Source organism: Phaeodactylibacter luteus, assembly GCF_007993045.1.
Taxonomy (GTDB): Bacteria; Bacteroidota; Bacteroidia; order Chitinophagales; family Saprospiraceae; genus Phaeodactylibacter; species Phaeodactylibacter luteus.
The window spans coordinates 58,867-84,533 of record NZ_VOOR01000008.1 but is presented as its reverse complement, the minus strand read 5'-3'; the positions used below and the strand labels follow the sequence as shown (position 1 = coordinate 84,533).

Sequence of the window (25,667 nt, the reverse complement as noted above, 5' to 3'; positions counted from 1 at the left end):
AGGGCTTCACCTCGCAGTTATGCAGGAAGAAGAAAAGAAGGGGTAAGGAAATCTGGGGGCTGCCCGATGGAGGAGGTTAGGCTACAGCCTATCAGGGGCACATAAGCCGGTATTTGCTTCAGCAGCGCGGTGGCCTCTGCGATTTGGGGTAGCTCCATCTGCGCCACGGTGCACTTGGCGCACAGGTCGTTCAGCAGGAGCTTGGGCGCCGGTTCGCCCTTAGCGTCAGAGGGGGTATGGCCTGCGACTTCCACTTTCTGGAGCGCCTGCTGCCCGACGATATAATAGAGGGTATCCCCCTCCACCACTTCCGAGAGCAGCAGCTGACTGCTGTACCCCAGGGCCGCAGCCTGGAAAGAAGCTTCATCGATGATGCTCAACTTCAGGGGTTCGCCCTTGCATTCCTCGATGAAGTGTGAGAGCCGGGCTTCCTGTGCATTCATAGCCCACTCTATTTCAATGATATGCAGCTGCTGTACCACCCAATGACCACCCACCCATTGCACAGCAATGAGCAGCAGCAGAAGGTAGGACATGGGCTCTCGCATAATCATAATTGAGCCTCCAAAGTAGGCTTTTTCCGGCGGACTCAACAAGAAGCACCTATTTTTTATTCCAGCCAACTGCACATCAGCCAACAAAAAGATGGCAAAAGGGCAATATCAACACAGAAATAAGCACTAGCCAAGCTACAGCGGTTCCATAAGCGCTAACCAAGTTGCCGTTTTTGGGGCCTGCCCCTGCCTGACGGCAGGGTGCCGCTATGCTGCGGGGCTCGCTGCCCGCTCGGCCCTATCGGGCTTGCACCCCTCCGCAGCGCTAGTCCGCCCCCCCTGTAGCCAACGAGGCCAAAACGCGTGCGGCATTCTGGCCGGCGCACGGCAGCACTCCGGCTATTTCTATGGCGTTTACCTTTAGCACCGCCCTACCCAACCTTTTCCTACAGCAGCCCCCTCTATGCCAATGGCAAACAGAAGCCGTCAGCCGGGGCAGCCTTTCCGCGGCCCTGCTTATCAGGTTTGGGCGGAAAGCACTACTTTTGCCCCGCCTTTGGGGCCAAAAGCCAAACCCAGCCCCAATTGACATAACAGAAAGACCATTCATGAAAGAGAACGATAACCTGCTGGGCGTACTTCAGACCCTCTTCCGCTGGAAGCGGCAAATACTGACCGTCTGTGGCATTGCAGCCATTGGCGCAGTAGGCATCAGCCTGCTCCTGCCCAATTACTACAAGGGCATCACGGTGTTCCTGGCCATCAGCCCAGATCAGGCGAAGCCCGAAGCCCTTTACGGTGATGGGCAAACCCTTACGGAATATTATGGCAACGAAAACGATATCGACCGCATCCTTACCCTGGCCCAGTCGGGGGAGCTGCTCAAGTTCATGATAGACAGCTTCCGCCTTTATGAGCATTATGATATCAACCCCGACAAGCCCAAGGCCGCATTCAAAGTGCGGGATAAATTCCTGAGCCTTTACGAGGTGGAAAAGACCAAGCGGGATGCCATAGAGCTGAGCATTGAGGACAAAGACCGGGAGCTGGCCTCTGCTATGGCCAATGCTGCCCGGAACAAAATCGCCACGATGGCGAGGCAGTTGATCCGTGATGGGCAGCAGCGGACCATCACTTCTTACGAAAGCAATATCCGGAACAAAGAGAGCCAGCTCGAGGTTTTGGGCGACAGCCTGATCGCTATGCGGCGGCGGTACAGCATTTTCAATATTGAAGGGCAATCTGAAGCGCTGACCACACAACTGTCCGAAACAGAAGCCAAGCTGGTGCGCAAGCGGGCCAGCCTCCAAGCCTTGCAGGAGGCCAATGGCATTCCCCGAGATACCATCCTTCTAATGCAAGCGCAGGTGCGAGGGCTGGAAGAAGAGTTCAACACCCTCAACACCCGGATGGAACGCTTCAACGATGGCATGGCTATGGTAGGCACCTACGACCGGCAGTACCTGGAGGCCAACGCTTCCCTCAGCGAAGACAAGGAGCGCCTCAAACAGACCTTGTCTGTTTACGAATCCGATATCCCCGCTATTGTCGTCGTAGAGCCCGCAGAAGTGCCCCTGATCAAGTCCCGCCCCAAACGGAGCCTGATTGTGATTGGTGCGGTAGCCATCGCATTCCTTTTCAGCATAATAGGCGTGCTTGTGCTCGATAACTACCGCGATGTAGATTGGAAGGCGGTTTACAAAGGCGCCTGATTGATGGGGAAAGGGAAATCCATAGCCAAGCGGACAGGGAGGTGGGCTGCATTATCACAAGAGCAACAATTCTTTGCAGCCTATGCCGGGCTTATGCTCACCGCCCTCTTTGCGGGCATTGCGGGCGAATGGTATTTCCTGGCGGGCGTACCTGCGGTACTGCTGATCGGCTACCTGGCCATAGTTGACTTGAAGGCTGTTTTCACCTTACTGTTGTTCTGTATCCCTATTTCTACCGAGCTGCAGCTGCCGAGCGGCCTTGGGCTCGACTTGCCAACGGAGCCCCTCATGGTAGGGCTTATGTTCGTCGGTTTCTTATTTGCACTGCAGCAGGGGAAAACGCTCGACGGCGGCTTCCTCCGCCACCCCATCACGCTGCTCATCCTGCTGCACTTAGGGTGGATTGCCATCACGGCTATCCTTTCCCATCAGGTTGTCGTCTCTTTCAAGTTCCTGCTGAGCAAAATTTGGTACCTGGCTACCTTTTTCTTCCTGGCGAGCCGTATGCTCCGCAGCCCAGCCGATATCAGGCGCTTCCATTGGGCGGTGCTGCTGCCGCTGGTGTTGACTATTGCCATAGTGACCGTCAGGCACGGGCTGAGGGGGTTTGCCTTTTCAGAAATACACTGGGTGCTTTCGCCCTTTTACCGGAACCACGTAGCCTACGCGGCCATCGCCGTGCTGTTCCTGCCTTTTGTTTGGTTTGTCAGGCAATGGTACCCTAAAGGGAGTGCCGGGCGGTGGGCGGCCACCCTGGCCCTACCGGTCCTGCTCGTTGCCATACAGCTCTCTTACACCCGAGCAGCCTATGTAGCCGCTATGGCTGCAGTTGGCGCTTATTATATCATCCGGCTCAAACTGACCCGGCATGTCCTTATCACAGCGGTGATCGGGGCCGCCGTTGGGCTGGGCTATGTAGTACAAAACAACCGCTACCTCGACCTGGCCCCCAACTACGAGACCACGGTTTCTCACAAGGATTTCAACAACCTGATACAGGCGACCTATGAGCTGGAAGACATCTCTACCATGGAACGGCTCTACCGATGGGTAGCCGGCTTCAACATGACTGCGGCAGAGCCGATCTTGGGCTTTGGGCCTGGCAATTTCTACTTCTTTTACAAGTCCTATACAGTCACCAGTTTTACCACTTATGTGAGCGACAACCCTGAAAAATCAGGGATTCACAACTACTACCTGATGCTCTTGGTAGAGCAGGGGATACCCGGGCTGCTGATTTTCCTGGCGCTCTGCTTTTACGCCCTGCTGCGGGGCGAGGCGATTTATCACGATGCAGCAGACCGGCACGATAGGCATATCGCCATGATGGCAGCCCTATGTATCATTATCATTTTGGTGATGCAGCTCATCAATGATCTGTTGGAGACGGACAAGGTCGGCCCTTTTTTCTTTATGTCGCTGGCCATGCTAGTCGTATTAGACCGTAAGCACAGCCTACGGCAGGGTTCAGCTGCTGGCCCGCTTCCGCGGGAAAAGCCTTAACTAACGTTTACCGCCCGAACTTCATGCTCCGGCCCCAATTGTCGAGCTCTTCTACCGTCCATAATTCCGGGAAAAGGATGACCTGCTGCTTGCGGGGGGGCAAATAATCCTGCCAATTGGTGCCCCCGGTAGCCTTGATGACAGCCGGCTTGGCATCGAGGTAACGCACGGCGGAGCGCAAGTGGGAAAGGGGCCATCGGACGCCAACGCTGAAGTCGAACCGCTTCATTAGATGAATCAGCTCCTCATCCCGCTGAGCATCTTGCGGAAGGCGCAGGTACTGTTGCCATAGGTTGGCTGTGCGCATTTCCCGGGCAAGCCGCTTGAAAGGAGTGGCGTATTTTTCTTCGAACTGCCGCAGTGTCAGCGTCTTTTTCCCCGTTGCCAGCTCCGTTGCGCCTGATTTCCAATACAAGTATTGGTACTTTTCCTCCACTGTGCTATCGGGAGCAACCGCTCCGCGCTTCCCCGCATGTACGAGGTTGTACAAATCCGTAGACCGGATTTCTATCATCCGGTACTGTGCAGACTGGAAACCGCTGGCCGGCAGCAGGCTCATCCTGAACTTCAGGAACTCTTCCCGGTCCATGCCGTCTACCATGATGTCAAAAGAATGGACCAAGTTATCAAAGTAGCTGTTGAGGCGTTCGAACTGCCGTTTGTACCGTTCGGGAGAGCAGGGCTCCTCCCCATTGATCTGATCCATGGCCAGCAAGCAGAGCTTGAAGTACAGCTCTGTAATCTGATGGTAGATGATGAATATCTGCTCATCGGGAAAAGGTGTTTCCGGATTTTGCAGGCTGAGCAGGGTATCTAAGTGGATGTATTCCCAATAGGTGAGGTAATCGGCATACAGCAGCCCATCGAGGTAGGACACCATGTCCTGCCCCATGACTGCATATTTTTCCTCCAGCTTTTTGAGCCGTTCTAGAATTTCAGGGGAGAGCTCCATAATTTTGGCATCAATTTGGTTTCGGGCCTGTCTTCCAAGCTACAGGCAGATGGGTTTAGCCTGCGCCCAAGCGCATCCCCAAATATATACAAATCAATCCAAGCAGAAGGCTCCCGCCCATATTCATGAGGGCCGTACCGTAATGCCCATGCTGCAACAGCGACAATGTTTCTCCAGAGAAAGTAGAGAACGTACTAAACCCACCACAGAACCCTGTCATGAGCAGCCACTTCCACGCGTCGCTGACCTGCCCTCGAAGGCTTTGCTGCAGCATAAAGCCCAACACCAGGCAGCTGATGAGGTTGGCCGTGAGTGTAGCATAGGGGAAGTGCCCCTGTATAGGGGCAATGAGGCGGGCGACACCATAACGGGCAAGGCTGCCCAGCCCTCCGCCTAAAAAGACCAGTACATAAGCCATCCAACTGATATTTTCAAGCCCGGGCGCTCCGCCTGCACGCAAACAGTAGCCCACCAGGCTATTCCCTTGAAAGGCGCCTAAGATAAGGGGAAATCTTGACCGGCAGTACCCCTCAAGTTTTGCGCCGGCCTCTATTCATGCACCAACGTATTAAGCAGCCCACCCCCTCAACTGCCTGCGCCGTACAACTGAGCGGTGCAGCCAGAAGGTAAGGGCAGAAGCCAGGCCTAAAATGAGGGCTAGGAGCACGTGCAGCTCCAGTACGGCGTCTAGCGCAATGACGAGGGTCACAAATAAAACATTCACAGCGGTCAGGACCGCGGTAGCTTGCATGTGGCTGAGCCCCAAGTCTATCATTAAATGATGGATGTGGCGGCGGTCCGCCAGGAAGGGGGACTGCCGGCGGAACAAGCGTGTCAGGAAAACACGCAGGGTATCAAATAGCGGCAATATCATAACCCCAATGGCCACCACGGGCCCGCTGTGCATATAATATGGGCTTGACGCTGAGAGGCTGTCATTGACTGTGATGAACTCGATCGCTAAGACTGCACAGACCGTACCGATGAGCATAGAGCCAGAATCGCCCATAAATGTCTTGGCCGGTGTATAATTGTAGCGCAAAAAAGCTAGGACAGCGCCAACCAGCCCGAAAGACAGTACGGCCAGCTCCACCCGGCCTGCCCAAAGGAACCAACAGCCCAGAACACCGGCAACGAGCGCGCCTGTGCTGCCCGCCAGCCCATTGATCCCATCAATAAGGTTGAAAGCGTTGATAAAAACCAAGATCACAAAAAGGCTGATGCCAGCGAAAACAGGGACCGGCAGCGCTTCCGCCAGCCCGAATATGCCATAAAAGCTCTGAAGGGAAATCCCTCCCGGGAATACGATGATCGCAGCAGCCATGACCTGCCCCAGTATTTTGTTGACCGGTTGCAGCGGCATGAGATCATCCTTTAGCCCCACCAAGAAAACAATGATCAGTGCACAGAGGATGTACTGCAGATTGGAAAAGAACTGGAAGGGCGTCCACATCACAACCGCGAAAACCGTGCCGCAAAAAATACCAATGCCGCCCAGTGCAGGCGTACTGACGGTATGTGAGCTCCGCTCTCCCGGCTCTTCGCACAGGTTGCGGTCGCGGGCCACCTTGATGATGTGGGGGATGGCCAGATAAGACAGGGCAAAAGCGGTTAAGAAACAAAGGACTAAAATAAACATGTGTTCACGGGTTAATGGGACAATTCACTAGGGGACAGGGACGGCTGATGGCTCGGGAATGCCCAAAAAAGGCATTGCGCCAAAGGCATAGCAGAGCCCTACAGGATTTTCAATGTGTACAGTAACGCTTGTTTCTCGCTTAGACTATTGTGTGTTGTAGTAAGGAGCTGTGTTCAGCGTACCGGGGTGGAACGCTTGCAAGTTGACAGGGCTACCGTTGAAGGCAGCACTTGGAAAACACAGATTTTTGTAGGTTGCTCAGAAGAGTTTGCTCCTTTATCGTAGGACACTTCAAAGATACAAATTTTATAGATACAAATACAAGCCCCCTGGCATAGGAGCTGGAACAGGCAAAAAAATCTATTTTTCTCTGGCCCGCTATGCACCAAAAAGCAAGCCCTTCTCATCTCTCAACGTAAAATACAGCCATTTAACTAAAAAATACGTTATATCATTGCCCTATGCCGAACCGCCTACTACTTCTCTTCTTGCTACTGCCTGCCCTAAGCCGCGCACAAACACAGCCGGGCTCAGCAGACAGCCTACGTTTGGAAGGCAAATACCAGGCCGCCAACGAAGCCATAAGCGCTTTTCAGTTCGATGCTGCGCTCCGGCTGCTCAGCGAGTGCTACATCCGTAAGCCAAAGGAAGTAGCCTACCTCCTAAAAATCGGCTATTGCCACAGTCAGCTCGGGCGCTACCCGGACGCCCGCCTTTTTTATGAGGCAGCACTTAAGGAAGATACGGCCAATGCCACTGCCCTGAGCGCTCTGGGCCAATTGTACGAACAACAAGACAACTACCACCAAGCGCAGGCTTATTTTGCCCGCCTCATACATATCGACAGCACCAATAGCTATTACTATAAACGGTCGGCCCGCTTGTACCTCAAGCAAGGAGATGCTACCCGGGCGCTGCTTGCTTACCTCAGCGCCCATACCCTCAATGGCACAGACATTGAAGTGATCACCCAACTGTCTAGCCTCTACCTTGCCATGGAAGATACAAGCTATGCCGGCCGTTTTATCGATGAAGGGCTGCGCCTGGCCCCCAACAATATCCGCCTGCTACAGGCACAGGCCCGCCTGCTGCACAAAACCAAGCAGCACAGCGCTGTAGCCGCCACTGTACAGCGCACCCTTGCACTAGGCGACAGCAGCAGTTATTACAGTATGCTCTTGGGCGTGGCCCTGCTGCACCTCGACAGCACACAGGCTGCTATACGGCACCTTCAATCCATTGTAGCCCGCAAAGAAGACAATGAGCACACCCACCACTACCTGGGGCTGGCTTACCGCAAACTAGGGCACTTGGACGAGAGCGCCGCCCACCTCAACTTGGCGCTGGACAAAGCCATTTCCCCCAAGGCAGGAGACTACTACTACGAGCTCGGGCAAGTGCTGGACCTGCAGGGGCAGCTCAGGCCTGCCATCGATGCCTACACCAAAGCCCTCGATTTCGGGGCAGGAGCAGAAGCCCGATACTTCCTCGCCCGTGCTGCCGACCGCTACTTCAAGGACAAAACCATCGCGCTACAGCATTATCAGCGGTACCTCGCCTCAGATGATACCGCCTTCCGGGAGTACTGCAGCCAACGGTCACGGGAATTAAAGGAGGCCCTGCATTTTCAACAATAAAACACAGCTACAGCCATGAATAAACTGACCAAAGCAGAAGAAGAGATCATGCACATCATTTGGGAAATCGCCCCCTGTACGGTAAGCGATATCCGGAGCTACATCGTAGAACAGTTGGGGCAGCCTAAGCCGCCGCACAGCACCATATCTACTATAGTGAGGATACTCGATGATAAAAAAGGTTTCCTCAAGCATACAGCTTATGGGCGCACTTTCGTCTACGAGCCCGCCGTTTCGAAAGCCGAATACAGCCGGCAGTCGGTACAAGCACTGGTGCGCGACTACTTTGGGGGCTCGATGAACCGGCTCGTCTCCTTCTTAGTCAAGGAAGAAGACCTCAACCTGGGGGAGCTGAACGAGCTGCTCGACAAACTGGAAGAAGAATAAAACCCCTACCTCATGCTGACCTACCTTTTCCAAGTGAGCCTTTGCTGGGCTGTATTCTACCTGCTGTACGCCGGCCTGCTCAGCCGTACCACCTTTTTCCAATGGAACCGGGGCTACCTCCTCAGCACTCTTGTGCTTGGGGCCCTCCTGCCCCTTGCGGCATGGCTCGGCCCGGTGATGGAACCCGGCCACCCGATCGGCCTGGCGCAGTACAAACTGCAGGCCATAGCAGTGCCTGTACATGAGCTAGAAGTGCTCGTCACCCCCGAAGGCAATACCGCAGCCCGCCCTTGGATGGGCCAAGCCCTTTTCTGGGCCTATGCTACAGGGGCCCTCCTTGTTCTGGGCAAGCTGGCTGTAGGGCTGGGGCAGATATGGTCCTGCTACCGGAGGGGCGTCAAAAAGGCATTCCCGGGCTACACCCTGGTAGAGGACCCTAAAACAGCCGCCCCTTTCTCTTTCTTCCGGCTATTGTTCTGGAACCCCGCCTTGCCCTTTGCCCCCGAAGACCGGGAGCGGGTTTTACAGCACGAGCTGGCACATATCCGGGGCTGGCACAGCGCGGATATACTGCTGCTGGGGATCACGGGGGCCGTTTTTTGGTGGCACCCCCTCTTCTACTGCTACGACCGTGCCCTGCGCACCGTGCACGAGTACCTGGCTGATGAAGCCGTCTTAGCCCATCATCCCAAAAAAGCCTATGGCCATTTGCTTTTGCGGCAAGCACAATCCGGACAAGTGCTTGCCCTCGCAAACCATTTTTCACATACTCAACTCAAAAAAAGGATTCTTATGATGACCCGAAAGAAGTCACCCCGGCTACAACTATTGAATTACTTATTACTGCTGCCTATTGGCGCGGCCCTGTTGCTGGCGTTCACTCCCCCCTCAGGTGTGGATAGGGAGGAAGGCCCTTTGCCTGTCTTTTCCGGCTGCGGAGCTGCAGCGCCAGAAGCGCAACAGGCGTGCAGCCAGAAAAAAATGATGGAATTCATACAACAGCACCTCCAATACCCCGAAGCCGCTAAAAAAGGCGGCCACGAAGGGAAGGTGATCGTCCAGTTTACTGTAAACAAAGCTGGCCAGGCAGAAGGTATTAAGGTGGTGAAAAGCGCTGGCTATGGCATGGACGAAGCCGCCGTGGCCGTGGTCGGGCAAATGCCCAGCTGGCAGCCGGCAACTGCTGCCGATGGCAGCCCCATAGCCGCACAAATGACAATACCCTTCAGCTTCCGGCTCGCCCCGGCAGCAAGCTCGGAAGAAGTGTTTAAGGTCGTAGAAGAAATGCCGGTGCTGAGCAGCTGCCGTGAGCAGGAAAGCCAGCAAGCACAGTTGAATTGCTCTTACGAAAGCCTCGCAGCCTTTGTCTCCTCCAACCTGCAGTACCCTGAAATCGATGCAGAGGGCACTGTTGTGATCGGCATGGTGGTCAGCACAACTGGGGAAATCGAGTCTATAGGTATCAAGCGGGGCGTACACCCTGCGCTCGATCAGGAAGCGCTGCGCGTAGGGAAGCTGATCCAGGCAGAAACCTCGTGGATACCAGGCCGCCAAAGGGGCCGGACAGTAAAGGTAGACCTGATACTGCCCATCCGTTTTAAGGGCACGGCAGAAGGTGCAGCCACTGACATGCCTGTTCCGGCTTTAGGTGGGGTGCAAAAGCCAAGGCTCGCCGGGTGCGAGTCTCTGGCCGATGCCCAAGCACGGCAGGCCTGTGCCGACCGCAAGCTGTTGGAGCTCGTTTACCAGCAGGTAAAATACCCCAAGCCGGCTATTGAGGACGGTGCCCAAGGCACTACCGTGCTGAAGCTAAGTATTGGCCTTGACGGCAAGATCTCGGCTTACGAGCTGGCCAGGGGCATCCACCCGGCAATAGATGAAGCCGTCCTGCAGGTCGGCAAAATATTGCAAGAAGAAACGACATGGATACCGGGCCAGCAAGGCGGGAAAGCGGTTGCTGCCAACCTGATGCTGCCTGTGAAATTCAAACTGCCGGAGGAAGGCCAGGCTGCAGAAGAGGCCGGGCTGGAAGCCCCTCAGCCTATCAAAATACAGGGCTTTTCCGCTTCCCCCAATCCTGCACAAGAAGAGGTCCGAGTCAAGTTTCAGGCCAAGGAAGGCCCGCTCGCTATCCGCCTGATGGATGCGGTAGGAAAGGTGCTTTACGAGGCTGGCTACCCTGGCTTCGATGGCATTTTTGACCAAGTGTTAGACCTCAGGGGGCTGCCAAGGGGCATACTGTTCTTGCACATTTCCCAAGATGAAGGCCAAAGCGTACAGCAAATTGTAGTACAATAGGCCCGGCCGCATAACAAAGCCGGCTGCCAGAAATACATCTGGCAGCCGGCTGTTTATGAGGTACTTTCAAAGAGCAGCCTTATTTGCTCCACTCCTCGATAGACGCCTTGTTCATGCGCACATAGTCGTCGTTGCCAGCTTTTTTAGCCAGTTCCATAGACATTTTGGCGGCATCGATGGCATCTTTCTTCTTGCCCAAGTCTGCCAAGATGAGCGCTTTGCGGCGCACTTGCCAGAACATAGGGTTGTCGCCTTCTGTAGCTTTGTTGATCCACTCCAGGGCCTGCTCCAGGTCCTTGCCAGAATCATGGTAGTAAGAAGCAGCAGCGTAGTAATCGTTCTTAGAAGGGCCGCTCATCACCTTGTCGATAGAGGCCGCGACCTGCTTTTCCGTGTGCACTTCGACCGGGATGCTGACCTTGGTATCGGCCCATGCAAATACGATGTCCGCGCTGTTCATTTCGGCATTCTCGATAGTGAAGCGCAGGCGCTCAACCATTTCCTTGCTCATCATCGGCTCAACAGCCACCTTGCCAGCAGGGGTTTTGTCCATATAGCTGCCCCAGTTGCCGCTCTCGTAAGGGTAGAACATCAGCGACCAGCTATCCTTAGCTGGCGTACACAGTACTGCATAATCCCCAGCAGGCATTTCTACGCCGCCCACTACCACATCTTTGCTGAACGAGAACTTGGTAGCAGAGTTGGCGCCAAAACGCCAAACTTTGCCGTAAGGCACGAGGTCACCGAAGACTTCCCGCCCCTTCACGCCAGGGCTGGAATAAGAGACAGAGACATCGGTCAGGCCTACAGTCTGCTGTACCATGGCCGCAGGGCTAGGTGCAGGGGTTTGGATTTGGGCCAGTGCAGGTGCTGTCACTAAAGCCAGGGCTAACAGGGTGAAAATCGGGCTCAACAGTTTTTTCATGTTAAACTTGGTTTTGATTTAGAATTGTTAAAATTAAGGGCAAAGTCCATACATTTACCCTCAACCAAGGGAACAACCTTCGGGATAGTTGGTTGCCGCCCTTTGGCAAATTGTACACCAACCTTTTACATTCCAAACCGGAAACCATGACCATTGCCATCATTGCACACGACGGAAAAAAAGCCGAGATGGTTGCTTTCATCAAGGACCACGCTGAGCTGCTCAAGTCGAGGAGCATAGAGCTGGTGGCCACCGGCACTACAGGCTCCCACTTGGAGCGGGCCGGGCTGGAGGTCACCCGTTTTGAGAGCGGCCCCATGGGGGGCGATGCCCAGATTGCAAGCCGGCTGGTAGAGGGGAAAGTAGATATGGTGATTTTTTTCCGGGACCCCCTCGGCAAGCACCCCCACGAAGTGGACGTCAATATGCTCATGAGGCTGTGCGATGTACACAACATCCCCTTGGCCACCAACCAAGCTGCAGCAATGCGGTTTGTACAGACCCTTTGACCGGGTTACCGGACTAGGGTTACGCTGCCTTTCAACTGTAGGCCCTGCCCTTCCGGGCTCTGCACTGCTGCGCGGTAAAAGTAGACTGCGGCAGGGGCAGGCCGGTTTCGGCACCTCCCGTCCCAAGCCTGCTCAACGTTGCCAGATTCAAAGACTTTTTCGCCCCAGCGGTCAAAAACCTGTAGGCGGTAGCCCTCGGGGGGGCAGCTGCTGAGCAAGCCAAACGTATCGTTCAGCCCGTCGCCATTGGGGGTGAAAGCGTTAGGGAAATTGTACTGGCACCCGCCCGCTGGCCCACAGAACGCCACCTCAAAGCTGATGTTGGCACTGAAGACACAGCCGGCCTCATCTATAGCGATCAGCACTGCGGAGTACAGCCCTGGCTGTGGGTACACCCGCTGTAGCTCAGCCGTTGAAAAATTTTCACCATCGCCCAAGTTCCATTCGTACTGCTGCAGCCCGGGCAGCCCGGCAGCCGAAAAAGTCAGCACGCTGTCTGTGCAGCGCTCGCCAGATAGGGCGATGCTCAGCATGCCAAGGCTATCGCAAGGGGTGCGGCCAGCAATGCCCTCCTGCGCGCTGGCCACGAGCGGCCAAGCACAGCCTAACGCAAAAACAACCCATAGGTACTTCATAAGCTCCAATATGCTTGTGAGAAAATACGGCATTGGCCCCACGCTCTGCCCAAAGCGCACTTTCTGGGCAGGAGCCGGGGGTTTTCATTAAATTGCTTGACCTGGACCAAAGTGCCGCAGGCATTCGAGCTGGTCTGGAGCTCGTTATTTTTAAAAGCCAATGCTTTATAAACCCTTGATTTTGACAACCAACCCGCTCCAAACATGCGCTTAGCTCCATGATGGCACCGGACTAGCGCTGCGGAGGGGTGGCCAGCCCGATAGGGCCGAGCGGACAGCGAGCCCCGGAGCATAGCGGCACCTGCCATCAGGCAGGGGCAGGCCCAAAGAAGCGATCATTTGGTTTATGCCCTTTACAAACGCTATGCCCATGCCGCTAAAGCGCATTACGCTCCGCCATCTATCGGGTGAGCTGCTCAAGCTCGCCAATCTCGAGAAAGGCTTCGGTTATACCGTCCGCCAATTTGCCGCCCGGGAGTACCTCTACCAAGACCGCAGCCGGATGATGAAGCCCTTTCTCCTGCTGGCCTTGGTGGCCACTATTGCCACCTTTCTTTCCCTGCGCTTGCTCCCATTGGGAGCCCCCCTGTGGCAAAGCCTAAAAGCTGAGGGGATAGGCAGCCGCCTGCCCCTTGCTGTACAGGAAGCCCTGCACTTGGTAACGATAGGCATGCAAAAGTATTTCAATATCGCCTTTATGCTTTCCCTTCCTGGGCAGTCCGTGGGCACGTTCCTCCTCTTCCGGAAAACAGGCTACAACCTGGCTGAGCACTTGGTCATCAACACCTATCTTTTTGCTGTTCAGACCCTGATTTACATCCTTGTCCTACCATTCATTACTATAGATAGCCAATAGCCTGGCCTGCTCCTTCTTGTGCTGATGTATGGGTACTGGCTCTTTGCCTTACGGCAAATCTCCAGGCCTGCGTGGTGGCCACTATTGTGGAAGTCAGCCACGCTTGCCCTCATTGCCCAGGCTTTTACCAATCTGATCGTCCTGCTGGCGCTCGGTATTTACTGGATTTATCAATATTTTGCAGCCTAAACCAAACAGCAACAGGCATGCAATCTGTACTCATCTTCTGCGGGGCCAACCCTGGCCATAACCCCGCCTATGCTGCCACTGCCCGTGAACTGGGCCGTACCCTGGCTATGCAGGGCAAGCGCATCGTATATGGGGCTGGCAAAGTAGGCCTAATGGGGGAAGTGGCCGAAGGCGCCTTGGAAGCCGGCGGGGAGGTCATCGGCATCATCCCTTTCTTTTTGCGCAAAGCGGAAGTCTGCCACGAAGGCCTCAGCCGGTTGTATGTGGTAGACAGTATGCACGAGCGGAAAATCAAGATGGCGCAGCTGTCTGACGCTGTGATCGTCCTGCCGGGCGGGTACGGCACCTTCGATGAAGTTTTTGAAATACTGACCCTCGCGCAGCTGGGCCAGGGGCAGCACCCCGTGGGCATCCTCAACCAAAATGGCTTCTACGACCTCCTTTTGCAACAGCTCGACCATATGGAGGCCGAGGGCTTCCTAAAGCCGGAGCACCGAAAGCTCACTTTATCTGCGGGCGATATGACCGAGCTGCTCCATTTGCTGGAAACCTATCAAGCGCCGCCCAAGACCGGTAAATGGATCAAGCTGTAGCGATGAGGGCCCTTCCTAAGGGGAAGACAAACGGGCTTCCAGGTCGTCGAGGAGCTGCTTCGAGCGGTCTACGACCATGCGGTAAGCTTCTACTTTTTGGGCGATAATGGACTCGTAAACGATGAGCTTGTTGCGCAGCACGACCTTCTTCTGCCCCTCCGGCATGCCAAAGGCCAAAAGGTCCGTATGGGCCATCAGCCAGCTGAGCAGCTCCCCGGTGAAGAATGCCGTCTGAAACTCCGTTTTTGCCCGGCATTCCACTACAGTAGCTTCGTAATAGCCGGACAGCTCTTTCGCCAGCGCCAAGTCTTCCATCAAGCGGAGCTTCCCAGATGCCTTCATCGAGCTGTAAGTAGAGGTGGTCGGTACGTAATTTTCCAATTGCAGCATGGCAGACGATAGCGCTTCCAGCCCTGTGGTATCACCTGAGGACAGCAGCTCTGCCAATGACGCTATGCGCTGCTGTTGCTCCTCGTTCATTGGGATCTGATACTTTTCGTAGACCTCCATATCGTCTTTCAGGTCGTTTGCCAATGAGGCTATGAGCAGCTGCCGCTCCCGCCCCTCCTGTCTGGCTTGTGCTTTTTCATTGACATAAAAAGCCAGGTAAACGCCCAATATGACCGCCAGGAAATTGAAGACATGGTTGATCCAGTGGTAGCTTCTTTTTTTCATAGGTATGGATTTCAGGGTAAAGGCAATTATCTCGCCCGTGCTACTGCTCAGGCTGCCATCTGCCCTTTTTGAAAAACATAGTGCCAAACTTAGGGCTTGTCCGCCCCATCGGCCACATAAAAAACCAGGAACCCTTCCCGGCCACCTCACCCCCCAACAGCTGTACTGCCAGTTGGCCCTGTGGGCCAGGGAAATGGCTACGGGCAATAACATAAATGCCGTAATTGCAGGCCTTCTCCAAACAGATTGCCATTTTTTTCTGCCCAGCCCACTTTGCGGGATGGGGCCTGCCCCTGCCGTTGGGCAGGTGCCGCTATGCTACGGGGCTCGCTCTCCGCTCGGCCCTGCCGGGCTTCCCACCCCTTCGCAGCGCTAGGCCGCTGCCACCCTATGGCTGATGAAGCCTAAATACCTGCGGCATTATTAGGCTATGCTCACTTCGTTTGTATTACCCAATATATGTGTTCCAGGGCTGACGAGGGCTATCGTCAGCCCTATTTTCCTCTAATCCTCTTCCTGCTCTAGGCGCTCCATAAGGCGGCCTGTAATGCGCAGGAAGTCCATTTCGGTGATGATCCCTATGAGCTCCTGCCCCTGCACAACGGGCAGGCAGCCAATCTTATTTTCGCGCATGGTCCGCATGGCCTGTATGATGGTGGCATTGGGCCCAATCGTTTTCGGGTTGGCGATCATGATGTCCTTAACACAGGCTGCAGCCTTGCCATTGAGCTTGTGCTGATGCGTATAATAGCGCAACAGCAGGCGGGAGGTAATCAAGCCCACCAAATCACCTTTGGAATTTTCGACAGGCATGTAGCGTATCTTGCGCCAGTCCATCAGCTCTGCGACCAGCTCAATGAGGTCATCTTTCTGTACTGTGAACAAATCCGTCTCCATAAATTCATCGACCAGCAGACGGGCGGGCTTATAATCGGGCAAGCTGACCGCCTCCGGCATTTCCCAGGTATGTACAGGCTTGTTCTCAGCCTGGTTTTTGATGATCGCTGCCGTCATGACGGTCAAAGCCTCGTCCCTTGACACCTCTTTAGATAACTTGGTGTAGGCTCTCAGCTGCCAACGGGAGCCGCTCATATGGCTTTTGGCCCGCTCTTCGATAATGCCCAGGTAGTGGTCGATATCGCCAGTGTCTACCCCTCTGCTTTTTAGGCCCTCCCGAGCAATGGGCAGCAGCTCCTGCTGAACCAAATCTGTGGCAGTCACTTTCTTATCGTTAAACCAAGTAAACTTGGTATCGATGCCAAACTTGGCCGACTTCAAGAAGTTGTCGCGCACATCTTCCCAAGAAATGTGCTCACGGATATCGGGGTAAGCCGAGTGCATCCCTTCCATCGCCCCCAGCCAGAAAGCTGCATTCGCTACCTCATCGGCCACCGTAGGGCCGGCGGGGATAACGCGGTTCTCGATGCGTAGGTGCGGTTTGCCATTAGGGCTCACGCCGTAGCAGGGGCGGTTCCATCGGTAAACGGTAGAATTGTGCACTTGCAGTGCACGGAGTTTTGGCACCTCCCCTTTTGACAACAACTTCAGGGAATCCTCGTCCACATCAGCGCTGAGCAACACCCGGAACCGGGCTATGTCCTCTTTGTAAATCTCCATGATGGACTTGTCGAGCCACCCTGTGCCAAAGTTGACGCGCGGGCTGCGCTCCCGCATATGCTCATGTGTAGTGCGCACATCGAGCGCCTGCTGAAAGAGCGCAATACGGCTTTCGTGCCAAAGGCGCTTCCCAAAAACGATGGGGGAATTGGCAGACATAGCAATGACCGGGGCAGACAAGACCTGAGCGATGTTGTAAAACGGGACAAAATTGGCGGGGCTCACCTGCAAGTGGACCTGAAAACTGGTGTTGCAAGCCTCGAGCAGGGGAGAACGGTGCCGGATCAGCAGCTCATCTATACCGGACAAACGCAGCTCGTAGGCAGCCCCGATCAGCTGCTGATTGATGGCCTCCATGAGGGCATAGTAACGCTTCTTCGGCGTCAGGTTGTGCATTTCGAGATCGTACTTGCGCAGCGTAGGCAATATGCCCGTCAGGATAGGCTTAGCTTTGAGTACCTCTAAGCGTTCTCTTATTTTTTCCAGCTTGCCAGCATTTTCGGCCTCCAGCTCACTGAGGCACTTCCCTGTGAATGTCCGGGGGTCCAAATTCGTCTCAAGGTTGAAACGGGCCAGCTCGGTCTCTACCCACTCATAGTCCTTCATGTGCTCCAAGGCTTCCATAGCAATTGTAGCCGGCTTATAGGTTTTGCGGTGCACTAAGCACATTTCCTGCTCCGCACCAATACGGACGATGTCGTCCTCAAACCATTCGTGCTCGAGCATATACTCCAATGCCTGTACATCCTTCAGCAGTTTCTTCACAAACTGCTGCATCATTTTTTCATCCTGAACGAGAGATACCTTTTGTTCACCCATAGCGTTATTTACATTGAACGGGGCAACAAAGGGCATAGATAGCACCTGATTTGCCCCAAATGGAATTTAGCTGTCAATTTACTGTAGATTTACAGTGGCAACGGGCGGCAGCCCATCCTCATTCCTAAATATAGCTGATAATTTGACAGGCCCGTTATAATTCCATTTTTTCTTTTGCTCAACCCTACATTCACCTTCGTAGCTCTTTTGATATGAAATTTTTATGGTACGCTCTTTTGTCCATCCTCTTGTTAGCTGCTTGCCGCAAAGACCGCCGCACGCCCTTGTTTGAGCTCCCCTATCCCAACTTCCGGTTTACCATCAATGCTGGGGAAAACCCCTTCCTCCCCGGCTCCTATGCGACCCGGGGCGTCGCGACCAACATCAACTTTTTTGTCAATCAGAACAACCTGGATACGGCCGTTATTTCTGAAATCAGCGCATCTGCCGCTACCCTCCGCTCGTTGGACGGCTTCGACTACGCGTTTCTGGAAGGCGTTTCTGTAAGGATTTGCCCCGATGGCACAGATCCTTGCATCCCTGCCGATGAGGTCTTTTATATCGACCAGCTACAGCGGTACCCGGAAGACGACCGGATAGAATTATTGCCAGGCCTGCGCAATGTGAAGCGGGTATTGACGCGGGAAAGCTACCGCCTAGAAGTTGTCGTGTTCTTTGCTTACAGCCCCCCCTTCAATTACGAGACCCAATTGGACATGACGTTCCGGGCTTTCCAATAAGCGCAGTCAACTTGGGTGTGAACCAAAATATCGCAGGTGTTTATGCTTTTGGGGCTCTAGTGCCTTAAGCCATAAATCTCTGATACTTAAGTTGAAGTTATTTTCCGGCTAATCAAGGCGAAGGTTCGCGACTTTAGCCCGAGCTAAAGGAGCGGTTCTTTAACGAAGAGTAGACGGAAAATAACGAAACTTGGGGTGGCAAGGATTTATGGCTTGAGGCACTAGTGGTCTGTCAAGGCCAAAACTAGGGGTTGCCTGCGGCGAATTTTGAGGCTACTCTTCGTTGGACAACCCCTTACATAGCGCTGCTATGCGCAGGAACATCCGCCTTGATTTAGCCTCAAAATCCGCTCCCACTCAACCCATAAATTAACACTTGACAGACCACTAGGCTGGCATTGGCCTAGCGCTGCGCAGGGGTGGCCGCAGGCCAGACCCGACGCCTGTAGGGCGAGGGGCCGAGCGGACAGCGAGCCCCGGAGCATAGCGGCACCTGCAGGCAGGCAGGGGCAGGCCCAAAAAAACGACAATCTGGTTTGCGCCCGTCAGCTTACTGCAAGGTAGGATACCGTGCCAGTCCGGCCATCCATCACAATGTGATCGCCCTGCTCCAGCTTGATGTGCGCTGGCAATTGGGTGATTGCTGGCACACCAGCTTCGCGCAGCATAATGGAAGCATGTGAAAGCAGCCCGCCCACGTACGACACCACACCGTCTACTTGCCCGAAGTAGGGCACCCAACCGGGGTCGAGCGCATCGGCTACCAATATGACCTTTTCCCCTTGCGGCCGGGCTGCCCCTGGGTCTCCCGCCGTCCTGACCCGCCATACCACCCCCTCCACTTTTCCTGGGCAAATCCCAATCCCGTGCTCAGCTCGGCCACCGCCCTGGCTCACATTGCCCAGCACTGCCAACGGCAGGCGCCTCCCAAACTGGTTGTACAAAAACGTATCCATATCCCATCCTGCTATCTCCTCTTCAATGAGCGCACCTTCGCCATCTCTTATCCGGCTGTGCAAGGCCTCTACCCGATAGCCCCATGGAGAAAAATCCAGGTGCTGCTGTAATTCCTCCCGCATGGCCCAGAACAGCTTCATGGTTTCGTGCCTCACCTCTTCACGGGCATGCACCAACCGCATAAGGGGCTGTGCCAGGCATGCAAACCACCTGCGCCGCATAGGCAGGCGCTGAAGCGGGGGGAGGGCTTTTTCTGGGCGGAGCCGCGCCCAGTCGGCTTCCTCATACTCATAAAAACGAGGCTGCCCTATGTCTGACTCGTAAAACCCACGATGCCCAAAACGCTCCAAGAATGCTTCCTGGCTCAGCTCGCCTGCCTGCCAGCTCCTGAATGCGCTCATATAATCGGTGCTGATGCTCTGCCTCGACAGCGACTGCGCTGCTATGCCGAGCAAACCGAGTTTTTCCAGTAAAGCTACTGGGCCAGACATCGCGCCAGTCAAATTTTGCATATGCGTGACCAAGGCCACATACAATTGCCTAAACGATTCTGCCCACTGAGCAAACGCTGCAGCAGGATCAGCCTGCCAAAGCTGTTTACGGTCGGCCTGAGCTGATAACAGGCGCTCACGGGCTTTCTCCTGCCACAGCCGGGTGGCTCGGGCCGCCCTCATCTGATGCGCCAACACCCTGAAAAAAACGCCGATTTTCCGAAGCCCTTGCCATGGCCTCAGCCCGACTTTGTAGAAATCTTCAGCTCCAACCGAACGGCAGACCAACTGTGTAGGGAGCCCCCAATGTACCATCGTATCCAAAAGGGCGGAAAGGTTGATCCAGGGCATACCTGCTGCCTCGGCCAAAAATGGCCGGTCGGGCAACGTGGGGTCTAGCCTACGGTAGTACTGAAACAGCTCGTACCCAGCGCCCGTTATCAGGCTTGTCATAAGCCGTGAAGGGCGAGGCGGCAAAATCTCTTTGTGGTTTGCGGAAGTCAATACCACTTCTGCTTCCTGTGGAGTGGTAATCGGCCGGGCCTGCAACAGCCACACCTGATGCCCAGCCACTGCAAACTCTATGTCCAGCCCATGTGCGGCGGCGGATGCAGCCAACAGCTGCCCTGCCTTGGCAGACAGCTCAGCCAAAGCGCGGCGGAGCCGTCTGCCCCCAACACCTGGCCCTCCCCAAAAATCATAGACTTTCGCAATTGCCGCATCTGTCTGGCTAAACCGGGGCAACAAAAAAGACGTGCCTTCTTTTTTGCCGCTCACCAGCTCCTCTGCAAGCCCATCCGTAAGCTCTGCTTTCCAAGCGCCCTCCCGGAAGGCAAAAAGCACCCCACTGTAATCTGCACTGACCATTTCCTGAAGGATGAGCACTTGCCCCTCCGGATCAGGGTAACTGCTGAAGACCGTGCCCACAGCCTCCTTCAACCCTTCCTGGCCCACTCCGAGCATGGTGGCAAACTGCCCTGCCCAACTACTGTCCTCCCCATCCTCCTCCCCAAAGGAAGACCGCACGGCCAGCGGATAGCTAAGGCTGTGCACTGCTAATCCTCTGGCCTTCCAGTCCTCATAAACTAACCCTTCGAAAGCGGGCACCTTACAACCGTGCTGCCTCATCCATTCTAGCTGTTCCAGTTTAGTCATAGCTCGGGCCGGTTATCCATTCTGAAAGGTAATCGTAAAACGCTTGGGGCTCATCCAGCATAGGGAAGTGGTCCCAGCCCGCTACCACCTCAAAGCGCGCATTGGGGAAGTCCTCCTGCCAGTACTTTAGGTAGCGCGCCGCTACCACCCGCTCATGGCTGCCCCAGATGAAATGAAAATGAGCCTTGGACAAAGACTGCTGCACCTGCCGGTACCAAGATGGGGTAATGAGGTCGAAAAAGATTGGGAAGGCTGCACATTGTGCATAATCCCTAAAGAACTGCCTGCGCACCTCCTCTGGGATTTGGCTGGGGGACTGGAACAGCCGACGTTCCCAAACTGGCCTGAGCAGGGGCCAGGCGATCAGGTGCTGCATGATGGTGCGGGCCAGCCGCGGCTTCATCATCTTCGGGAAAAGACGGTGCTCAAGGGATGCACCGATGATGCCATGGAGCACAACCTTCTTGGGCTCCCATTGCAATTGCCCGGGGAGCGCCCAGCCCCGGCTAGCCCATTCGAGCAGGAGGCTGCCGCCTACGCCATGCCCGTAAAGCACCCAATCTGCACCAGGCTGCTGAGCTACTACAGCCTGAAGGGCTTTTAGCATAGGCTCCCAGGCATCGGCCGCTCCAGATGGCCAAGGCCTGCCATCAAAGCCGGGCAACGCTGGCAAATGAAGCGTAAATGGCGCTTGCCTTTGCTGGTACAATTCCAGCAAAGGCAAGAAGCGCGTCCGGCCGCCGCCGTTTCCGTGTAAAAGCAAGACCTGTGTCATAGAGATGGAGCTATCCGTTAAGCAACGGTGTTGGCTAAGCAACTGCCGTTACTGTCACCTAACCCCACAGGCGGGAAAAGGTTGGTATCATTTGCCCCAAGACAGGCCTAGGCGGAGAGCGATGTTCACAAATGGGGAGGATAGGTCTGCCCCTGCAGCACGGTCAAAATCATCGTAAGCGATGAAACGGTAGCCAGCCTCAAGGCCTACGCGGAACCACTGCGTGGTATTGAGCTCAATGCCAACTGATGGTTTCAGCACAAAGACGTTGTCGTGTTCGGACTCTCCAAGCCGCGCCCGCCCGCTGCCGCCAAAGAGGTTGAAACGGGGGTGGATCGCCCGGTAGCTGTTGGGGGTATAGCCCAGTAATAGCCCGTCGTACTGAAGATCGAAACGGTCGCCAGAATTGCCGACGACAGGGTATTGGCGGAACTCGTTGCCTGCGTAGGCCACGATGAGGGAACGGCTGATTTCAATGCCTATGCTGCCGCCGCGGGCATAGGCGAAATCATCAGAAAAATAGGCATAGGAGTGGTCGAAACTGCCCCAAATGCCAGACAACCGCACTTCAGGGCTGCCTAAAAGGGTTTGTTCGCGCTGCTGCGCCTGAGCAGAAACAGCCAGCATAAGCAGGGTGCCGAATAGTAAGGTGATTTTCCGCATAAGTCAGGTGTTTGGTTACAGGGCTTAAGAAGCAGGCAAAATGGTATTGCCGCCACTTTTTAACCCTCTTTAACCTGCATTTAGTGGTTCATTAACGCCTGCCGAGCCACCCCAATAGAGCTGAGCGCAGACCAGATTGCCATTTTTTGAGCCTGCCCCTGCCGCAAGGAGGGGGGCCTGCCCCTGCCTGCCGGCAGGTGCCGCTATGCTACGGGGCTCGCTGTCCGCTCGGCCCCTCGCCCTACAGGCCTCGGGTCTGGCCTGCGGCCACCCCTACGCAGCGCTAGGCCAATGCCAGCCTATAGCCCGAAAAGCATAAACCCCTGCGGCTTTTTGGCTTACGCCCCAATAGCTTACCGTGGCTATTTTGCCCTGTTTTGCGCATCTACGAACAGGCGCTAAAATAAGTAGCACCCCCTGACCGTGACGGTGCGGCCTATCCACGGGACGAGGGTCTGAGGATTGGCCTCGGCCTGAGCATCGGAGTAAGGCGAGCCGAGCCAACGGGACCACCGCACATCCAAGACTATATTATCGGTAAAGTAAAAAGAGCCGCCAAGGATAACGGAAAAGATATCCTCCGACAATTCATGGGTTGCCGTACCGTCTTCCCCTGTCACTTCCGTGACGCTGTAGTCCATAATGCGGCCATAAGAGCCGCCTGCCGTGACCTGCAGCTTCCAATCCCGGAAATGCACAAGCAGGGGCGCTTCCACCATATTGAAATGGATTTCCTCTATATCGAACTCGGAGTCTAAGCCATCAAATTTGCTCCGCTTAGCTCCTTGCTGGCTGAAAAGGATTTCTATGCCGACTTTCCAGCGCTCTGTGAGTATGGCATCCGCTTTGAGCCCACCTTGAAAGCCGAATTTATAAAACCCCCGCAGTTTGTCCCCATCAATCTGGGAAAGGTTGAGCCCGGCTACGAGGCCAGCTTCAAACCGGCGGTCGGGGAGCTCTGGGGCTTGCGCCCGGAGAAAAACAGCAAAAGCAAGAAGGATGGTTGTAGTCAGTAAGAACTGCTTCATAGCGGAAATTCAGATTTGTGCGCCAAAGTTAAGGATAGAACGCTACATCTTTCGTTTCCGTGCGCCCTGCAAGCTGTAACTTGTGCAAAGCCCTGGCATTAAGGTATAAAAACGATGAGAAAGCTCGCCAACCTGCTCTGGGCATTTGCCTTTTGCCCAATCTTATCTGGCCAAAACCTGGCCCTCAACCCTGGTTTTGAAGACCTCAAATCTACACAGTACCATTCTCCTTGCACCTTTTCACAGCACAACTTCAACTTCAATGAGACCGTAGCCCATTGGAACACCTTCATGGACCTGACACCGGACATCATTTCCTACCCAGACTCCGGCTCCTGCATATTCCCACGCCCATTTGCCGGGCAGCGTATGGCCGGCTTTATCAACTACTACCCCTCTGAACAGACCCGCTGGCTATACGATTATCACGAGTTCTTGCAAGGCGAGCTGCGGGAGCCTTTACAGCCTGGGATACTTTACGAGATCAGCTTTTGGGCCAACCGGCAAGACACTGCCGCGCTGCACCACATCAAATCGCTTGACCAATACACCGTGCCACCGGTGGCAGTGAGCAGCAACAACATCGGGGTGGCCTTTATGCCCAACAAAGCCAGCCAATTTGAAAACTTCCGGGCTAGCATCCGGCAGTTTGGCATACGCCCGCAAGTGAATACAGACAGCATCACTGCACCGCAAGCAGGAGAATGGGTTTGGGTGAAAGATACTTTCCGGCTGCAGACCGCCGCCCGCTACTTTGTCTTGGGCAATTTTTTTAGCGATGCCCGCACGTTGGTCAACTATGAGCCTGACCCCCTTGAGGTCTTCCCAGTCCGGGTAGCCTACTACTGCATAGATGAAATTTACATTGGCCCGCCCAGAGCGGATATCGCCACCGCCCTCACCCGAACGGGCACCTACACTTTCCGCAACCTGCATTTTGACAGCGGCAGCGCGCTGCTCCGGCAAGAAGCGCTGCAGGAGCTACAAGGGCTCGCCCGTTTTTTGGCAACCCGCCCAAGCATCCATATCCTGATTGAAGGGCATACCGATGAGATCGGCAATAATGAAGACAACCTCTTACTCTCCAAGGCCAGGGCCAAAAGCGTCTGCCGCTACCTGGAAGCGCAAGGCATTGCGCCAGCCCGGCTACAGTACCGTGGGCATGGAGAAGAACAGCCTATAGCGGACAATCAGACTGCTGCAGGACGGCAGGCCAACCGCAGGGTAGTCTGTAAGGTACTATGACCCCAACGCCCTTGGCGGAAAATGCCTATATTTCGGGCCTGGTGAAAACACCTGGCCAAAAGATCAGAAGCCTTATGTTCAAGTATACCCGGCACAGCCTGAAAAAGCTCGAAGCCTTGTTGGAAGAGCTGGAATACGCCATCCGATATGAAAAAGGCAACTTCAACTCCGGCTACGCGCTTGTGGAGGACAGGAAAATTATTGTCATCAATAAGTTTTTTGATGTGGAGGGGCGCATCAACTGCCTGGCCGACATCCTCTCTTCCATAACCGTACCATCGGAGGCCCTCTCTGAAAAGTCGGCCAAATTTTACCGGCAGCTTTCCCGGGAAGTGCTCCCCGGGCAGGAAGAGGAAGAATAACCTTCACGAAAAGACCCTGACTATCGAAGCTCAAGTTACTTTATTGGGGACCGGCACCTCACAGGGCGTTCCGGTCATAGGCTGCACCTGCAAGGTCTGCACCTCTAACGCCCCCCGAGACCGAAGGCTGCGTACGGCTGCCCTCATCAGGGCTGGCAAGCAGCATATCGCCATTGATTGCGGGCCCGACTTCCGGGCGCAGATGCTGCGGGCCGGCGTGGCCAGCCTAGATGCCATACTGCTCACCCATCAGCACAATGACCACATTATCGGCTTGGATGATGTGCGGCCCTTCAACTTCAAAAGTGGGGCGGATATGCCGGTGTATTGCACAGAAGCGGTGGGGCAGGAGCTTCAGCAGCGCTTCGCTTACATTTTTGAGACCCAAAACCGCTACCCCGGGGCACCGCAGGTCAAGCTGAACTATATCGACAAAAGCGGCCCCTTCAGGGTAGGCCCCCTCGAAATAACCCCGGTGGAAGCCATGCACGGCCGAATGCCGGTGCTCGGTTTCCGGGCAGGTGCGTTTGCCTACCTGACGGATGTCAAAGAGATTGCCGCGCCCGAGCGGCCCAAACTGCATGGGCTAGATACCCTTGTGCTGAGCGCCCTTCACCATAAGCCCCACCATTCGCACCTTACCCTCGAACAGGCCGTTGCCCTAGCCGGGGAGATCGGCGCTCGGCAAACTTGGTTTATCCATATGAGCCACCACATGGGGCTGCACGCCGAGGTGGACGCAAGCTTGCCGCCGGGGATGAACCTCGGCTACGACGGGCTTTCTTTTTCCATACCGCTTTAAAATCATCGA

General features: G+C 55.1%; 24 protein-coding genes. 12 read left to right on the top strand and 12 right to left on the bottom strand.

Features of this window, described 5'->3' with window-relative positions; genetic code table 11:
- Positions 1-17 precede the first annotated feature (17 nt).
- Entirely contained in the window at positions 18-548 is a 531-nt protein-coding gene (locus FRY97_RS05645; protein ID WP_147166464.1) for a hypothetical protein, read from the bottom strand.
- A gap of 554 nt (positions 549-1,102) precedes the next feature.
- Between FRY97_RS05645 and FRY97_RS05640 the strand changes: the two genes are divergently transcribed.
- A complete protein-coding gene (locus FRY97_RS05640; RefSeq protein ID WP_170254516.1) occupies positions 1,103-2,206 on the top strand; it encodes a GumC domain-containing protein in 1,104 nt (367 codons plus the stop codon).
- A 3-nt stretch (positions 2,207-2,209) separates the two neighbouring features.
- Positions 2,210-3,709 carry an O-antigen ligase family protein gene (locus FRY97_RS05635; protein WP_147166462.1) on the top strand — a complete coding sequence of 500 codons (1,500 nt, stop codon included), beginning with the start codon at positions 2,210-2,212 and terminating at the stop codon, positions 3,707-3,709.
- A gap of 7 nt (positions 3,710-3,716) precedes the next feature.
- Here FRY97_RS05635 and FRY97_RS05630 read toward each other — a convergent pair whose 3' ends face one another.
- The 3 genes from FRY97_RS05630 to FRY97_RS05620 form a co-directional block, all read right to left on the bottom strand.
- A complete protein-coding gene (locus tag FRY97_RS05630) occupies positions 3,717-4,661 on the bottom strand; it encodes a tryptophan 2,3-dioxygenase family protein (protein ID WP_147166461.1) in 945 nt (314 codons plus the stop codon).
- 55 nt (positions 4,662-4,716) lie between these two features.
- Positions 4,717-5,079: a fluoride efflux transporter CrcB gene (crcB, locus tag FRY97_RS05625; RefSeq protein ID WP_147166460.1), complete on the bottom strand. Its 363-nt coding sequence runs from the start codon at positions 5,077-5,079 to the stop codon at positions 4,717-4,719.
- Between the two features lie 150 nt (positions 5,080-5,229).
- On the bottom strand, positions 5,230-6,300 hold the full coding sequence (locus tag FRY97_RS05620) for a glycosyltransferase family 4 protein (RefSeq protein WP_147166459.1): 1,071 nt from the start codon (positions 6,298-6,300) through the stop codon (positions 5,230-5,232).
- 461 nt (positions 6,301-6,761) lie between these two features.
- Here FRY97_RS05620 and FRY97_RS05615 point away from each other — a divergent pair, with 461 nt between their 5' ends.
- From FRY97_RS05615 to FRY97_RS05605, 3 genes are read left to right on the top strand one after another with little or no spacing between them, the layout of a single operon-like run.
- Complete coding sequence (locus tag FRY97_RS05615; RefSeq protein WP_147166458.1) at positions 6,762-7,937, top strand: tetratricopeptide repeat protein; 1,176 nt, start codon at positions 6,762-6,764, stop codon at positions 7,935-7,937.
- A 15-nt stretch (positions 7,938-7,952) separates the two neighbouring features.
- Positions 7,953-8,324, top strand: a complete 372-nt coding sequence (locus tag FRY97_RS05610; RefSeq protein WP_147166457.1) for a BlaI/MecI/CopY family transcriptional regulator — start codon at positions 7,953-7,955, stop codon at positions 8,322-8,324.
- Positions 8,325-8,336: 12 nt separating this feature from the next.
- Positions 8,337-10,622, top strand: a complete 2,286-nt coding sequence (locus FRY97_RS05605) for a TonB family protein (protein ID WP_147166456.1) — start codon at positions 8,337-8,339, stop codon at positions 10,620-10,622.
- A gap of 79 nt (positions 10,623-10,701) precedes the next feature.
- On the opposite strand, the gene FRY97_RS05600 is transcribed toward FRY97_RS05605, so the two are convergent.
- Positions 10,702-11,547 carry a DUF2911 domain-containing protein gene (locus FRY97_RS05600; RefSeq protein WP_147166455.1) on the bottom strand — a complete coding sequence of 282 codons (846 nt, stop codon included), beginning with the start codon at positions 11,545-11,547 and terminating at the stop codon, positions 10,702-10,704.
- Between the two features lie 146 nt (positions 11,548-11,693).
- Here FRY97_RS05600 and FRY97_RS05595 point away from each other — a divergent pair, with 146 nt between their 5' ends.
- Positions 11,694-12,056, top strand: a complete 363-nt coding sequence (locus FRY97_RS05595) for a methylglyoxal synthase (RefSeq protein ID WP_147166454.1) — start codon at positions 11,694-11,696, stop codon at positions 12,054-12,056.
- 5 nt (positions 12,057-12,061) lie between these two features.
- Here the strand turns inward: FRY97_RS05595 and FRY97_RS05590 are convergent, their stop codons facing one another.
- Positions 12,062-12,691 (bottom strand): T9SS type B sorting domain-containing protein, encoded by a 630-nt coding sequence (locus FRY97_RS05590; RefSeq protein WP_170254515.1) that lies wholly within the window; start codon positions 12,689-12,691, stop codon positions 12,062-12,064.
- Positions 12,692-13,055: 364 nt separating this feature from the next.
- On the opposite strand from FRY97_RS05590, the gene FRY97_RS05585 reads away from it, so the two are divergent.
- Both FRY97_RS05585 and FRY97_RS05580 read left to right on the top strand, forming a co-directional pair.
- The gene (locus tag FRY97_RS05585) at positions 13,056-13,547 is read left to right on the top strand and encodes a hypothetical protein (RefSeq protein ID WP_147166452.1); all 492 of its coding nucleotides are present in this window, start codon (positions 13,056-13,058) and stop codon (positions 13,545-13,547) included.
- 206 nt (positions 13,548-13,753) lie between these two features.
- The gene (locus FRY97_RS05580; RefSeq protein WP_147166451.1) at positions 13,754-14,329 is read left to right on the top strand and encodes an LOG family protein; all 576 of its coding nucleotides are present in this window, start codon (positions 13,754-13,756) and stop codon (positions 14,327-14,329) included.
- A 15-nt stretch (positions 14,330-14,344) separates the two neighbouring features.
- On the opposite strand, the gene FRY97_RS05575 is transcribed toward FRY97_RS05580, so the two are convergent.
- On the bottom strand, positions 14,345-15,004 hold the full coding sequence (locus FRY97_RS05575; protein WP_147166450.1) for a DUF6090 family protein: 660 nt from the start codon (positions 15,002-15,004) through the stop codon (positions 14,345-14,347).
- A 504-nt stretch (positions 15,005-15,508) separates the two neighbouring features.
- Positions 15,509-17,476 carry a CBS domain-containing protein gene (locus tag FRY97_RS05570; RefSeq protein WP_246141584.1) on the bottom strand — a complete coding sequence of 656 codons (1,968 nt, stop codon included), beginning with the start codon at positions 17,474-17,476 and terminating at the stop codon, positions 15,509-15,511.
- A gap of 176 nt (positions 17,477-17,652) precedes the next feature.
- On the opposite strand from FRY97_RS05570, the gene FRY97_RS05565 reads away from it, so the two are divergent.
- Positions 17,653-18,180, top strand: a complete 528-nt coding sequence (locus tag FRY97_RS05565) for a hypothetical protein (protein WP_147166449.1) — start codon at positions 17,653-17,655, stop codon at positions 18,178-18,180.
- Positions 18,181-18,725: 545 nt separating this feature from the next.
- Here FRY97_RS05565 and FRY97_RS05560 read toward each other — a convergent pair.
- From FRY97_RS05560 to FRY97_RS05545, 4 genes are all read right to left on the bottom strand, one after another.
- Entirely contained in the window at positions 18,726-20,783 is a 2,058-nt protein-coding gene (locus FRY97_RS05560) for a PEP-utilizing enzyme (protein WP_147166448.1), read from the bottom strand.
- Positions 20,776-21,558 (bottom strand): alpha/beta fold hydrolase, encoded by a 783-nt coding sequence (locus FRY97_RS05555; RefSeq protein ID WP_147166447.1) that lies wholly within the window; start codon positions 21,556-21,558, stop codon positions 20,776-20,778. The genes FRY97_RS05560 and FRY97_RS05555 overlap by 8 nt, the downstream gene beginning before the upstream one ends.
- An 87-nt stretch (positions 21,559-21,645) precedes the next feature.
- Positions 21,646-22,221 carry a hypothetical protein gene (locus FRY97_RS05550; RefSeq protein ID WP_147166446.1) on the bottom strand — a complete coding sequence of 192 codons (576 nt, stop codon included), beginning with the start codon at positions 22,219-22,221 and terminating at the stop codon, positions 21,646-21,648.
- A gap of 398 nt (positions 22,222-22,619) precedes the next feature.
- Positions 22,620-23,249: an outer membrane beta-barrel protein gene (locus FRY97_RS05545; RefSeq protein ID WP_147166445.1), complete on the bottom strand. Its 630-nt coding sequence runs from the start codon at positions 23,247-23,249 to the stop codon at positions 22,620-22,622.
- A 114-nt stretch (positions 23,250-23,363) separates the two neighbouring features.
- Between FRY97_RS05545 and FRY97_RS05540 the strand changes: the two genes are divergently transcribed.
- The 3 genes from FRY97_RS05540 (at position 23,364) to FRY97_RS05530 (ending at position 25,658) form a co-directional block, all read left to right on the top strand.
- Positions 23,364-24,494, top strand: a complete 1,131-nt coding sequence (locus FRY97_RS05540) for an OmpA family protein (RefSeq protein WP_147166444.1) — start codon at positions 23,364-23,366, stop codon at positions 24,492-24,494.
- 74 nt (positions 24,495-24,568) lie between these two features.
- Positions 24,569-24,856, top strand: coding sequence for a hypothetical protein (locus tag FRY97_RS05535; RefSeq protein WP_147166443.1), 288 nt, complete (start codon positions 24,569-24,571; stop codon positions 24,854-24,856).
- A gap of 43 nt (positions 24,857-24,899) precedes the next feature.
- On the top strand, positions 24,900-25,658 hold the full coding sequence (locus FRY97_RS05530) for an MBL fold metallo-hydrolase (protein ID WP_246141582.1): 759 nt from the start codon (positions 24,900-24,902) through the stop codon (positions 25,656-25,658).
- Positions 25,659-25,667 lie beyond the last annotated feature (9 nt).